Origin of the sequence: Natronomonas amylolytica (assembly GCF_037031205.1) — an archaeon.
Lineage (GTDB): Archaea > Halobacteriota > Halobacteria > Halobacteriales > Haloarculaceae > Natronomonas > Natronomonas amylolytica.
The window spans coordinates 1-12389 of sequence record NZ_JAYEZM010000003.1 but is presented as its reverse complement, the minus strand read 5'-3'; the positions used below and the strand labels follow the sequence as shown (position 1 = coordinate 12389).

The window sequence follows — 12389 nt, the reverse complement described above, 5'->3', positions numbered from 1 at the left end:
CCTCAAGTACGGTTCGGGGTCGGCTCAGAGGAACGGCTGATAGTAGTACGGGCTGACGAACCCCTCGATGACCGCCGCGATGAACAGCAGGACGCCCAGTCCGACCGCGACCCAGAAGGCCCGTTCGAGGCTGTCGGCGAGCGCGTCGACCGACATGCGCCCCCGGGCGGTCAGCCAGCCGGCGCCGCCGAGCGAGAGCCCCAGCGCGCCGGCGACGACGAACGCCGGAATCTCGATGACGCCGTGCGGGGCAACGAAGGCCAGCAGTTCCGGCAGCGTCTCCTCCGTTCGGGTGACGACACCGAAGACGAACCCGTTGAAGAACAGCGCGACAGCGGCCGGCAACGCCAACACGAGGCCGGCGAAGGCCGTACTCACCGCGACCGTCCAGTTGTTCGCGCCGAACTCGATGGCCGCAAACAGCGGGTCGTGGTCGGCCAACCGCTCGGCGATGGACGTCGATGCGGTTCCGAGGAACGGCTCGACGGCGACCCAGCCGACCGCGAATCCGCCGACTGCGACCGAAAGCGAGACGACCTGCAGTAGCGGATGGCGCCGAACGAAGGCGAACATCTCGCCGACACCGCGGTAGAGACCGGCCTTCAGCCGCTGGCTCGTCGGCGCTTCGGGCACCGACGGCGGGTCGACCGTCCCCCGGTAGTCCCCGTAGAAGCCGGTTTTCACGAGGTCCAGCCCCGGCGACAGCAGGACGAAGCCGAGCACGCCGACGAGGGCGCCGGCGCCGCCGACCGCCAACGCCCCGGCGACCGCACCCAGCGCCAGCAGGCCACCGAGGGCGATGAGGGCGTACGCGCCCGCCGCCATCGGGTTCGTGGTGAGAAACCCGATAGCCCCCCGGACGCCGTCGCCGAACGACGCGTCGTCGACGACGACCGCCACGGTCGCGAAGACGAAGGTGAGACGGATGACGACGAGCAACCCGACGGTCATCGGGATGGCCGCGAGTACGACCAGTGCGGCCACCAGCGTCGAGACCAGCGAGACGACGCCTACCACGAGGCCGACGCCGGCAAGCACCAGCAGCCACAGGGCGGTCTCCAGCACGCGAAGACCGAGTATCGACAGCCAGTGGCGGCGGGCGCCGCGGAGGGCGGCCGTCGTGCCCCGCTCCGAGCGCAGTCGCGCGTGGCTGGCCGAAAGCTGGGCCGCCGCCGCGACCGCCGCGAGGACGACGGAGACGACCACCGTCGCCAGTAGCGTCACCGCGAGGATGGCGACGGTCGTCGGCGTGACGACCGTCTCGACGAGCGGGGTCACCTCCCGGACCCACGCGTCGAAGGCCTCGGGGTCCGTTTCGGCGGCCGGCGGCGGTTCGAGGTCGCGGGCGGCCAGTTCGGCGCGAAAGCGGGCGAGTCGACCCGTCGTTTCGAGATACAGGTACGCGAACGCGAGGCCGAAGAACGCGACGACTCGCGTAATCGCGGGGACGGCCGGCGTCAGGAAGTACGCCGGGAGGATGTCCGCCGGCCGGTGGAGGACCGCGGCGGCCGACTTGAGGGCGGTTGCGGCGTCCATACCCCCAGTTCCGCGCCCGGTTCCAAGAAGCCTCGGCCGTCACGGCGGCCACCCCGAGGAGCGTTCGTCGGCGACGCCGTCGGTATCACCGACCCCGCGCGGCCCCGGCGGAACCACGACCACGACGGCCGTCGAGACCCGAACCGGAACGCGTTCGGCGGTTCCGAGTCGGACGTTCCGTGGGCCGACGCGGACCGTCCGGCCGTCCCGGATGTAGGCGACGGCACCCGCCGGCCCGCCGCGGTCGGCCCGGACGACGAACCGCTCGTACTGGCCGCCCGCCTCGACGTACCAGACGTTGGCGGTCGCATACCAGTAGCCCGGCACCGGCGCGACCGGCAGGCCCGCCGGCAGCGCGCCGAGGCGCTTGCCGAGGACGCGCTCGCGCTGCTCGGCGAGTTCGGCTTCGAGCGCATCCGAGGTCATGGTCTGGAGTTCGTCGCTGTACTCCGCGCGGAGGTCTTCGGGAATCGGCGTCGTCGCGCTCCGCGGCGGGCGGGCGCCCTCCTCTGTGAGCGCCTCGTCGAGCGTCGTTCGCAGGCGGACGCGGAGTCGGTCCCGTTCGGCCTCGCTGTCGGCGACGGTCACCGCTGCGCGGTCGGCGGTCGTTCCGTTGGCCAACGCCAGCGCGGCCTCGGCGGTCCCGGCGTCGGTCTCCAGCGCCTCGCGTGCGGCCGTCTCCGAGACCCCTTCGTCGACCATCGCGGCGACGAGTTCACCACGGACGTAGGCGGTGGCCGATTCGACCTCGCGGTCGAGGGTCGCCGTATCCGTTCCCGGCGTTTCGTCGGCGGCCCGAAGCGCCGAGGCGGCCGTCGAGAGGGCGACCCGGTCGGCCCCGAGATAGGGGATGCGGTCGACGATGGATTGGGCGACGCCGTCGTGTGGCGAGGTGAAGACGTTCACGTTCCGGGTCGCGAGCGGCGTCACCTCGCCGCCGCCACGGGCGCCGATTCGGTCGCGGGCGACCGGCCCCGTCGTGAGATACGAGGGGCCGGTGTCGACAGCAAGCGAGAGGTTCCCTGCCGGGTCCGCAAGATGGGGCGAGTCGGGCCGTCGGGCCGCACGGTGGGCCGCGAGCGCGCCGTCGAGACGGTCGGCCGGCAGGCGCTCGCCGAGGGCGTTCGCGATACCGGCGTTGGTTTCGGCCTGCTCTGCGGCCCGGGCGTCAAGTTCGGTCGCCAGCGCGTCGAGGTACGCGGCCCGAACGGCGCGTCTCGCTCGCGCGACAGCCGACGGCGCCGACGGGCCGAGCAGTTCCTCGCGGCGGTCGGCGAGACTCTCACGCAATCGAGCCGGCGGGTTGGCCCGTCCGGCGCCGACCGCCGGCGCAGGCAGTCGGACGGTGTGGTTGCGCGTCGCCTCGCGGAGTCGACGGAGGTCGCCTCTGGCGTCGGCCAGCGAAACCGTCCGCTCGGCGGTCGCCGTCGCGGTCGTCGGCTCCCACCCGTCGGCGACGGCCGTTCGTGCCGCCGTTCGAAAGCCACCCGATTCCCGAAACGCCTCGTCGGTCGCCCGGTCGGTCGCGACCGCCAGCGCGCCGTCGAGGCGGCCGCTCGAAACGTCGTCGATGGGGACTGTCCGGGCGCGGACCGCGACGGTGACACGGTATCGACGCTCGCTCGTTTCGACGGTCGTCCGCGTTCGGTTCCCCCGGCGCCACGTCCGGGTGACGGTCGTCGTTTCCGTCGCGTCGAAGCCCCGGGTTCGCCGTGTCTTCCAGCCTGCCCTATCGTCCGCCGCCCCACCGGTAGCGACGAGCGAGACGGTCGTTTCGCGCCGTTCGTCGACGGGCGTCCAGCCGCTGCCGGGCGAACGCCTGCCGGACGAGTGCCCTCCTCGCCGGTCGACGGAAACGTCGACGCGTGCCTCGACGGTGTGTGCGCGGTCGATACGGTGGGACAGTCCGTCGCCGCCGTCGATACCGACGACCGCGGCGTAGGCGTGGTCAGCCGAGCGGTTGACGCCGACGGGAACCTCCGCGGCCGGCGGTTCCTCGCGCCACGTCCCGACCGGTCGAGTCGCCGAACCGGCCGGTCGAACCTCGTCGGCCCCGCGCAGTACCGCGTCGACCCATGCCTTGTCGCCGCCCGCTCCGAGCAGCGCGTCGGTCGTCGCGACGCGCCGGCCCGCGGCCGCAACGCCCCGATGGCCGTCGGGGTCCGCGGCGCCGAAGACCGCCCGCTGTTCGGCCACGAGCGCGTCGTTGGTCGCCAGTTCGACGTGGCGCGTGCCGACGACGTTGGCTATCGGCGCGCCGCCGTGCTGGGCGTAGCCCCGGGTCCACGCGATGGGGTAGAGCCGCGCCGTCAGTCGGCGGGCGACGCCGCCGTCGGTCACCGGCGCGGTCGCCCGTCGCTCGAAGCGTTCGGTGCGGTCGTGGAGCAACAGCGCGGGGTTGGCGACGACGAACGTTGGCGACCGCTCCGTTTCCGCGACCTGTCGGCCGTTCCGGGTCGCCGTTAGCGTGACGTTCTCGACGGTCACCCGCAGGGCCGCCTCGTCGGCGCCGGCCCGTTCGACCGTGACGCGCTCGATGGCTTCGCGGTAGCCGCCGGTCGTCGGTTCGACCGGCGGCAACGACGCCGTCGCCGTGACGCCACCGCGTTCGACGGCCACCGGAGCGAGACGCTCGCGAGCGGCCAGATACAACCGCAACCGGAGCGCGTCCCGAAACGGCTGGCTATCGTTCAGCGCCCGGCCGGCCGTCGTGTTCGCCGGCCGCGTGACGGGGGAGGCAGCGGCCTCAGTCGCCGCCTCGTCGGCCGCCCCCCGGAGGGCGGTCACCGATTCGGCCGTCGCACCGTCCATCACCCGGTCGACCGACGGCCGGTCGGTCGGCGCCTCCGTGCCGACGGTGGCGGTTAGCGTCGTACTGGAGACCAGCAGGAGCACCCCCACGAGTGCGAAGGGGACGCGTGCACGGTCGTTCATGCGTCCCACCGCCGAACGACGACGACCGCTCGGTCGGGTGAACTCGCTTCGGCCGCCGCTCTCGGCGTGTCGTACCGCTCCCGAAGGTCGGCTTCGAGGCGCTCGGCCAGCGCGGCCGCCAGTCGGTCGTTCGCTCGCCGCGCGTTCGCGTCGGTCAGCGCCGCCTCGACGTTCACCTCAAGTGTCCTCGCCATCACCCGATACCGGTCGGCCGTCGCTGGCGCGGTCCGACCGTCGACCAGCGCGGCGCGCGTCCGTTCCGGTGGGAAGTGCCACTCGACGTACGCCACTGCGAGGGCTCGCGCCAGTTCCGGGAACGAGCTCGGCGCCGTCTCGGGGGCGTCGATTCCCGTTTCGACGACGTGTCTCGTGACCGCGACGTCCGCGTCGGCCGGCGGTGTCTCGCCCGCGGTCATCGTTCCCCGAAGCGACGCATCGGGGTAGGGCTCCCAGCGCGCCGTGACCGCGACGCGTCGGTCCGTCGTCGCGGTGGTTTCCGCGGCGACCGCGTCGGCGTAGTCATCGTTCGCCAGCGGGTCGCCATCGAGCGACGCGTTCGCCACGGCCGCCTGCGCGAGCTGCTGTGCAAGTGTCCCGTGTACCGTCCGGTTTCGGGAGGCAGGAACGCCCGCCGTCACCATCGCGAGCCTTCGAGCGGAGTCATCCGCCGCATTCGGCGTGCCATCGACCGAGTGACGCCCCTCGGCCGGAATCCCGACGGCCAGCGTCGCCATCGCCGCACCGACCAGCAGGAGACAGACGGAGACGTCAAGGACGGTGCTCACGCCGCGGGCCACACGCACACCTCCAGTCGGCCGGGGCGGACGGTTCCCGGTGCGGTTCTGGCGCTCACCCGGCGTTCGACGCAGTCGGCAGTCCGTGGCCGCGGTGGGCCTGCCTGCCATCGGTGCTCACCGACCGACAGCGTCGCGTTCAGGCGGTAGCCCGTCGGGCGGGCTGCCTCGGCGGCCGTCGATAGCGGCGGGTCGACGACCCCGAACGAAGAGGCCTCTGCGACGAAGGCGTCGGCCGCCGTCGGCGCCATCTCGCGGTCGTCGTCGAGTGCCGCAAGCGCCCCGTCGAGGGCGCCGGCGTAGAGGCTCAACCCGACGCCGACCGCGAAGACGGCCGCCAGCGCCGCCAGCGGTTCGACCTGTGCCCTGTCGGGGGACGGCGACGCCCTATCCGACGAGGACGACATCGGTTCCCTCCCAGACGACGCGTCTGACCAGCAGGCGCTCGGTGCGGTGCCACGTCGGGTCGGCCACCCGCCGCTCGTCGACCGCACGCTCGAAGTGCTCGGGTGAGTCGAAGACCGTCTCGGGCAGTTCGCCACGCAGGACGCGCCCGAGCGGCGTCCCCTCGGGCGCGAACACGACGGGACCGTAGCCGAGGCCCGCGTGGGTCGTCCCGCCCGGTCCACGAAGCGACAGGGTGTCGGCACCGACGCGAACCGCGTCGGCGTCCGTCATCGGATGCCGGCCGACCGAGGCGTGCTGGCTGGCGGCGACGCTATCGACGGTTCGGGCGGCGCCGTTCGCGTCGGGCGGTGCGGCGGCGGGCATCGCGCCGGCGAGTGAGACGGTGGCCCCGCTGACGACCGCGAGGCCGAGATAGACGTACCAGGCGTCGACGGGAACGTCGAACATACGCCCGCTGGCCGCGTTTTCGGTTATAAACCCCCGGCTGTGGCGGCGGTCGCGGCGAAGCCCGCGAGGTAGGTCGCCGTCGCCAGCGGCAGGGCGATGCCGACCCGATAGCCGACCGTCGCGCGGTCGAGTCCCCGGGAGAGGCCCGTCGCTAGCGCCGTCAAGACGATTGCCGTCAGGAGGACGTAGGCGCCGATTGCGGGTCCGAGCGCGGCGGCCGCGGGGGCGCTTCCGTCGACGGCGGTACCGGCGCTGGCAGCATCGACGTCGATACTGTCGGCCAGCGCGACCGTCGCGCCGCCGACCAGCGGGCCGAAGAAGGCCGCGGTGTTGCCGAGCGTCGCGGTGACGCGCCCGAGGTCGCGGCGCGCTTCCGTTTCGACCCGCCCGAGCGCGTCGAGGTGGTCGGCGGTCTCCACGAGCGCGCGACCCGCCGGCGGCCCCTCCCGCGCCGCCAGTCCGAGCAGTCGGGCCGCGCTCTCGCCACGTCTGCTCGGGATGTCGTCGAGCGCGCCTTCGAAGGCGGTTTCGACGCCCACGCGAAGTTGTCGTCCCCGTCTTTCGGCCGCGGTGAACGTCTCGCCGACGACGCCGTCGAGGTCGGCGGCCGCGTCGGCGACCGCGCGCTCGACGGCCACGCCGTCTGCCACCCGCCGGCCGACCAGATACAGGGCGTCCGGCAGGCCGTCGTCGAATCGCGAGGCTCGCCGCCGGACCGCGACGACCGGGCGGAACCGAACGACGAGCACCGTTCCGACGCCGAACCCGGCGGCCGCGAGCGGGCGCGTCCACGACGGCAGGACGGCGCCGACCACGAGCCAGCCGCCGACAGCGACCGTCGCGCCGGCCGCGAAGGGGGGCCACCGACGGTCCGACACCGCGGGATGGTCACGGCCGACCGGAACCAGCGGGAAGGCGACGGGGCGGGCCGCCAGCAGCCATCCCGTCGCACAGCAGAGGCCCGCCGGCAACAGCAGATCGTAGATGGCGACGATGGCGGGGCGGGCGGCATCGACGCCGGCCGCTCCGGCGGCCGGGAGGACGGCCACCAGTGCCAGCGGTAGGAGGACGCCGAACGCGTAGACGGCGGTCGTCGGTCCCTGCAGAGCGTCGGCAGCCTCGGCCGCACGGTCCTCGGCACCGTCGAGGACGGTCTCCATTGCCCGGTCGAGCGCCCGGTCACGCTCGCTGTCGGGCGCGTTCGCGGCCGCCTCCAGCAGCGTCACCGCTCGATAGAGGGCGGGAAACGGCTCGCGCCACGCGTCGGCGAAGGCGCCGAGCCCCGAGCGGGGCGTGCCCCGCGCACGTCGGACGTGTTCGGCGAGTTTGTCGCCGAGCAGGCCGTCGGTTTTCGCGGCGAATTCGGCCGCTCCCTCCGCCGTGGGTGCGATTCGGGTGCGTAGAACCGCCCGCCCGACGAGCGTCGGCGCCGCTCCGAGCGCCCGGCTTGCACGCAGGTTGGCGACCGCGAGGACGCACCCACGAGCGGCGACGACAGCGCCGACGCCGAGACCGGCAGCGACGAGCAGGAGTTCCAGCCGGCCGAACACGAGCGCGACGACGGCGACCGGGACGGCCACGAGGACCCCGACCACGTCGGCCGCGGCCGCCAGTTCCGAGGGGTCGCGGTCGAGGAACGGCGCGACCTCGGCGAGGAATTCGGGCGCCGTCTCCCGCGGCGACGGGCGAGCGAGGCGTGCGACTACGTCCATCCGCCCAGTTGCGCCGCCCGCGCCTCGATGTCCGTCCGTACGTCTTCAGCCGTCTCGTTCGGCGCCGCGAGGTCGTCGATGGCAAAACTGTCAGCGAGACGGAGGCCGCCGTCGTCGGCGACCGTCTCGAAGTCGACCCCGTCGTCGGTCTGCTGGACCGCCTCGACCGCCCGGAGTCGCCGGGTCCGGCCGTCGCCGTCGTCGTAGGCCTCGACCGTGACGACGAAATCCGTATCGGCGAATGCGGTTTCGGGAACTCCGAGGTCGGTGACGACCCGCTCGCGGACGGACTCGCCACCGCCGCCGTGAATCGTGCCGAGAACCGCGCCGTCGGCCGCGCCGACCCGCATCGCCTCGTAGAGGACCTGCGCCTCCTCGCCGCGAACCTCGCCGACGACGAGCGCGCCGTCCCCGAGTCGGAGGGCGGTCCGCAGAGCCTCCGTCGGCGCAATGGAGGCCCCATCGCCGGTCGCGACCCGGAGCGGCTGGACATCCCGGCCCGTCGACTGGAGTTCCTCGACCGGGAGTTCGGGCGTGTCCTCGATGACGACAGTCCGGACCTGCGTCGGCAGTTCCCACAGCAGGGCGCCGAGTAGCGTCGTCTTGCCGGCACCGCGAGCGCCAGCAAGGAGGACCGCGGCGCCACGTTCGACGGCGACCGACAGCAGGGCCGCCGGTTCGGGATCGAGCGTCCCGTTCTCGACGAGGTCGGCCAGTCTGAAGGCCGACTCGTCGTGGGCGCGGAACGTAAACCCGACCCCGTCGCTGACGGGGTCGGTGACGCCCGCGACCCGAATCCGTCTGCCGCCCGCATCGACGGTCGCATCCAGCGTGGGGCTGGCCTTCGAGAAGGCCCGGCCGCTGGCCCGCCGGAAGCGGGAGGCGAGGGCGGCGGCACCGTCGGCAGTCAGCCTGACGTTGGTTCGCATCGTCTCGCCGTCCCGGCGGATTCGGATACGGTTGTCCTCGACCGGCGCGGTGACGAACGCGTCGGTGACCTCGGAATCGGCAAAGCAGTCCTCCAGCGCACCGAGGCCACGCGTGTGCTTTTCGAGGGCCGCTGCCAGCGTTTCGACGGGCTGTCCGGGGTCGGCGACAGCCCTGACGGCGCGCCCGGGCGCTCGCTCGCCACCGCTGACGCGGCCCTCCGCGAGGCGCTCGTAGGCCGCCGAAAGCGTCGCCGTCGCCTCGGCATCGAGTCGGTGTTCGGCGGGCGTGAGGTGGTAGGTCGGCAGGCCTTCGCCGGCGTAGTGGCGGACGACTGCGCCCGTATCGAGTTCGTAGCGTTCGGCCAGCGTCGCGTCGGCCGGCGGCCGGGTCGCCACCCGCGAGCGGGCGACCGTCGGGCCGACGCTCGGCCGAAGCGCCGTCTCGTAGTCGGCGCCGAGAAACGCCGCGAGGCCAGTCTCGGCGGCGATGCGCGCCAGCGGCTCGCCCCGGCCCGAAGCGACTCGGGCCGCACCGAGCGGGTCCTTTCGGCCCCGTGTCGCGAGGTCGGCGTCGTGGAACGCGGCCGACTCGGCAAAGCGGCCGGCGGCCACGAGCAGGGCCGCGGCCTCGTCCTCGTAGGCGCGCTCGAAGCCCGCCGCGCGGGTGCGTACGGCCGTTACGTCCCGGTCTTCCAGCGCCGCGACGACGGTCCCACGGCAGGCCGGTTCCTCGGCAAGGCGGCCCTCCCCGGCGCAGTCGTCGCTGTCGACGTGGAGGCGGTCGTCCTCGACGGCCGGCACACAGCCGCAGTCGTCAGCCGAACCGAGCAGGCTCTCCAGCATGGGGCGGTTGGCCGCGGCCTCCCTTTTCAACCTTCGCGCGCCGAACACGGACGACCGACTCGCCGTCGATTCGGTACAGCGACAGCTGGAGAGTCGTCGACTCCTCGATGCGGAGCGGCGCAGCGACACGTATCGGAATCTCGTTTCGGACCGTGCGGTTCGGCCCCGTTCGTGGCATCCAGACCAGTCGACCGTCGGCGACGTGAATGCGACCGCCGTCGGTGAGGGTCGGATTCGGCGGGCGGAGCGTGACCGTCGTCGTGGCCGGCGAGCGGCCGACCTCGACCGGGTCGTTGCGGGCCGCGAGCAGTTCGGCCTCGGTTGCGAGCGCGTCCAGTTCGTCCGTCGCGAGCGCGGCGTTGCGGTCCCGTTCGGCCCGTTCGGCGGCCGGCAGGCTGGCGCCGAGAAGAGCCGACCCAAGCAGGACCGCCAGCACGACGCGAATCACGGCCGCAGGCGTTCGAGGAGTGGTTTCTCGTCCTCGTCGTCGGAGGGGTCGGCCGCCGTCTCCGACGCCTCGCGCTCCTGCTCGCCGGCAGCAACGGTCCGTTCCAGCGCCTCGGCCTTCCGGAGGGCGCGGTCGGCGCGACGTTCGACGTCCCCGTTGACCGAACGGACCGACCCGACGTAGCCGCGGAGCGCCTCGACGGCCGCTTCCAGTTCCGCGATGCGGGATTCGAGTTCGGCGATTTCGTCGGTTCGGTCGACCGGTTCGTCCTCGGCGAGGGCGCGTTCGACGGCATCGAGGCGGCGACCGAGGGATTCGCGGTCGGCGTCGGGCGGCGACATACCGTCGCTGGTCCCGGCTTCGTTTATAAACCCTCGTCGCGGACCGGGCCTCGATAGCGGCGCGACCGGCAGCACTTGCCGGAACTGCACTAACAATCATGAGGTTTAAGGATGATGAGTTGGTACGGGTGGATAGATGACATCCGACGAAATCGAACCGATGGTGCCGGAGATGCCTCGACAAACGTCCACCGACACGGTCCGCGCCGACGGCGGCCAGCGGAAACGTTACGACGCCGACGAGGTAACGGCACCCCTCGTTCCCTCCTTCTAACGTCCGTCTCGTAAGACGCTTTGCACAGCGGCGCCCAGCCGGTGGTATGCGCGAGTCCCACCCCGTCGAGCGGGCCGTCGGCATCGACTACTACGTCAGCGAGGCCGACGGCACCGGCGGCCGCCTGCGCGCCCGCCCCGAGGACTTCCGGGTCCGCGAGCGGGAATCCTTCGACGTCGATGTCCATCCCGTCGACGCCGATAGCGGGTCGTACCCGCATCTCGTCTTTCGGGCGAGACTCTCCGGGTGGGACACCAACGACTTCGCCTCGACGCTGTCGAACGAACTCGGAATCAGCCGCGAGCGCGTCTCGTGGGCCGGCACGAAGGACAAACACGCGATTACGACACAGCTGTTCTCGGTGAAACTGCCCGACCGTACGGAACTGCCGGACCTCGGCAACGCCGATATCGAGATTCTCGGCCGAGCGGGCCGGCCCGTCCTCTTCGGCGACCTCGCGGGCAACGACTTCGACGTGGTCGTCCGCGACGCCGAACGGCCCGAGAACGCCGAGGTAGTCGCCGACGAACTCCGCGAGTTCGCCGCGGATTTCGACGGCCGCGCCGACGAGGTGGCCGTTCCGAACTACTTCGGCCAGCAGCGCTTCGGGTCGAAACGGCCCATCACCCACCGCGTCGGCCTCGATATCGTCCGCGGCGACTGGGAGTCGGCGGCGGTCCGGTACGTCTGTGAATCCAGCGAGCGCGAACCCGAGAACACCCGCGAGGCCCGGGAGAAAATCGGCGAGACGCGCGACTGGCAGGCCGCCCTCGACGAACTGCCGGGGCGTCTCCGCTTCGAGCGCGCCATCGCCGCCCGCCTCGCGGAGGGCGCCGAAACCGACGAGGACTACCGAGAGGCCTTGGAACGCCTGCCGACGAACCTCCAGCGAATGTTCGTCAACGCCGCCCAGTCCTATGCCTTCAACCGCATCCTCTCGGAGCGACTGGAGCGGGGCCTCCCCTTCGGCCGGCCCGTCGCCGGCGACGTGGTCTGTTTCGCCGACGACGCCGGCCTGCCGGACCCCGACCGCGCCCAGACCGTCGACGAGGGGCGCGTCGACACCGTCGCCCGCCATTGCGAGCGCGGCCGCGCGTTCGTCACCGCGCCGCTCGTCGGCACCGACACCGAGTTCGGCGACGGCGAACCAGCCGACATCGCCCACGGCGTGCTCGACGACCTCGACATCGACCCCGACGACTTCTCGCTGCCCGGCGAGTTCGACTCGACCGGTACCCACCGTGCGATTCGCGTGACGACCGACCTCGATATCGCGCAGGACCCGCTCACGCTCTCGTTTTCCCTTCCCAAGGGAAGCTACGCGACGGTCATCGCCCGCGAGTTCCTGAAGGCCGACCCCGACGACCTGTCCTGAGAGGGGTTTTGGCAACAAGCTTGGAACGGCTGATTCCTTAGGTATGAACTGAAGCGAAGCCGTCTCCCCATGGCGACTAGCATCCGCCGAGTGGGGCCTTCTCCGAAGGCCCCCGAGGCGGTTTGCTCAAAAGAGCGCGGCGCGCTCTTTTGGCATGACGAAAGGCGCTCCGCGCCTTTCGAACCACCCCGGACGCGAGCGAAGCGAGCGTCCGGTAGCGAGCGGGGACTAACGCCGACCGAAGGGAGGCGGCTGGAACCGCTCGCGCATATTTTCCCCATGTTTTTGCCGAGTGGGCCGCGGCTCCGCCGCGGCCTTAAAACGTGGCGGCGAAGCCGCCACGCAACC

11 protein-coding genes are annotated in these 12389 nt (G+C 72.3%); 2 read left to right on the top strand and 9 right to left on the bottom strand.

Annotated elements, in window-relative coordinates; all coding sequences use genetic code 11:
* Positions 1-24: 24 nt before the first annotated feature.
* The 9 genes from U5914_RS05070 to U5914_RS05030 are packed head-to-tail and all read right to left on the bottom strand — an operon-like array spanning position 25 to position 10392.
* Positions 25-1536 (bottom strand): stage II sporulation protein M, encoded by a 1512-nt coding sequence (locus U5914_RS05070; protein ID WP_336134661.1) that lies wholly within the window; start codon positions 1534-1536, stop codon positions 25-27.
* Positions 1537-1575: 39 nt separating this feature from the next.
* Positions 1576-4470: a DUF7286 family protein gene (locus U5914_RS05065; protein ID WP_336134660.1), complete on the bottom strand. Its 2895-nt coding sequence runs from the start codon at positions 4468-4470 to the stop codon at positions 1576-1578.
* Entirely contained in the window at positions 4467-5267 is an 801-nt protein-coding gene (locus tag U5914_RS05060; RefSeq protein WP_336134658.1) for a DUF7284 family protein, read from the bottom strand. The genes U5914_RS05065 and U5914_RS05060 overlap by 4 nt, the downstream gene beginning before the upstream one ends.
* Positions 5252-5671 carry a DUF7285 family protein gene (locus U5914_RS05055; RefSeq protein ID WP_336134656.1) on the bottom strand — a complete coding sequence of 140 codons (420 nt, stop codon included), beginning with the start codon at positions 5669-5671 and terminating at the stop codon, positions 5252-5254. Before U5914_RS05055 ends, U5914_RS05060 begins: the two co-directional genes overlap by 16 nt.
* Complete coding sequence (locus U5914_RS05050) at positions 5652-6119, bottom strand: DUF7283 family protein (RefSeq protein WP_336134654.1); 468 nt, start codon at positions 6117-6119, stop codon at positions 5652-5654. The genes U5914_RS05055 and U5914_RS05050 overlap by 20 nt, the downstream gene beginning before the upstream one ends.
* 23 nt (positions 6120-6142) lie before the next feature.
* Entirely contained in the window at positions 6143-7831 is a 1689-nt protein-coding gene (locus tag U5914_RS05045) for a type II secretion system protein (RefSeq protein WP_336134653.1), read from the bottom strand.
* Positions 7822-9603, bottom strand: a complete 1782-nt coding sequence (locus U5914_RS05040) for an ATPase, T2SS/T4P/T4SS family (RefSeq protein ID WP_336134652.1) — start codon at positions 9601-9603, stop codon at positions 7822-7824. The genes U5914_RS05045 and U5914_RS05040 overlap by 10 nt, the downstream gene beginning before the upstream one ends.
* Positions 9575-10051, bottom strand: a complete 477-nt coding sequence (locus tag U5914_RS05035) for a DUF7311 family protein (protein WP_336134650.1) — start codon at positions 10049-10051, stop codon at positions 9575-9577. Before U5914_RS05035 ends, U5914_RS05040 begins: the two co-directional genes overlap by 29 nt.
* A complete protein-coding gene (locus U5914_RS05030) occupies positions 10048-10392 on the bottom strand; it encodes a DUF7310 family coiled-coil domain-containing protein (RefSeq protein WP_336134648.1) in 345 nt (114 codons plus the stop codon). Before U5914_RS05030 ends, U5914_RS05035 begins: the two co-directional genes overlap by 4 nt.
* 136 nt (positions 10393-10528) lie before the next feature.
* Between U5914_RS05030 and U5914_RS05025 the strand changes: the two genes are divergently transcribed.
* Both U5914_RS05025 and truD read left to right on the top strand, forming a co-directional pair.
* On the top strand, positions 10529-10666 hold the full coding sequence (locus tag U5914_RS05025) for a hypothetical protein (RefSeq protein ID WP_336134646.1): 138 nt from the start codon (positions 10529-10531) through the stop codon (positions 10664-10666).
* 46 nt (positions 10667-10712) lie between these two features.
* Positions 10713-12041, top strand: a complete 1329-nt coding sequence (truD, locus tag U5914_RS05020) for a tRNA pseudouridine(13) synthase TruD (protein ID WP_336134644.1) — start codon at positions 10713-10715, stop codon at positions 12039-12041.
* The last annotated feature ends 348 nt before the right edge of the window (positions 12042-12389 follow it).

What these genes read in the sequence shown, in the direction of transcription:
- U5914_RS05050 (WP_336134654.1), bottom strand. Translation starts at nt 6,119, where the DNA reads ATGTTCGACGTTCCCGTCGACGCCTGGTACGTCTATCTCGGCCTCGCG.
- U5914_RS05045 (WP_336134653.1), bottom strand. Translation starts at nt 7,831, where the DNA reads ATGGACGTAGTCGCACGCCTCGCTCGCCCGTCGCCGCGGGAGACGGCG.
- U5914_RS05030 (WP_336134648.1), bottom strand. Translation starts at nt 10,392, where the DNA reads ATGTCGCCGCCCGACGCCGACCGCGAATCCCTCGGTCGCCGCCTCGAT.
- truD (WP_336134644.1), top strand. Translation starts at nt 10,713, where the DNA reads ATGCGCGAGTCCCACCCCGTCGAGCGGGCCGTCGGCATCGACTACTAC.
- U5914_RS05070 (WP_336134661.1), bottom strand. Translation starts at nt 1,536, where the DNA reads ATGGACGCCGCAACCGCCCTCAAGTCGGCCGCCGCGGTCCTCCACCGG.
- U5914_RS05065 (WP_336134660.1), bottom strand. Translation starts at nt 4,470, where the DNA reads ATGAACGACCGTGCACGCGTCCCCTTCGCACTCGTGGGGGTGCTCCTG.
- U5914_RS05025 (WP_336134646.1), top strand. Translation starts at nt 10,529, where the DNA reads ATGACATCCGACGAAATCGAACCGATGGTGCCGGAGATGCCTCGACAA.
- U5914_RS05055 (WP_336134656.1), bottom strand. Translation starts at nt 5,671, where the DNA reads ATGTCGTCCTCGTCGGATAGGGCGTCGCCGTCCCCCGACAGGGCACAG.
- U5914_RS05040 (WP_336134652.1), bottom strand. Translation starts at nt 9,603, where the DNA reads ATGCTGGAGAGCCTGCTCGGTTCGGCTGACGACTGCGGCTGTGTGCCG.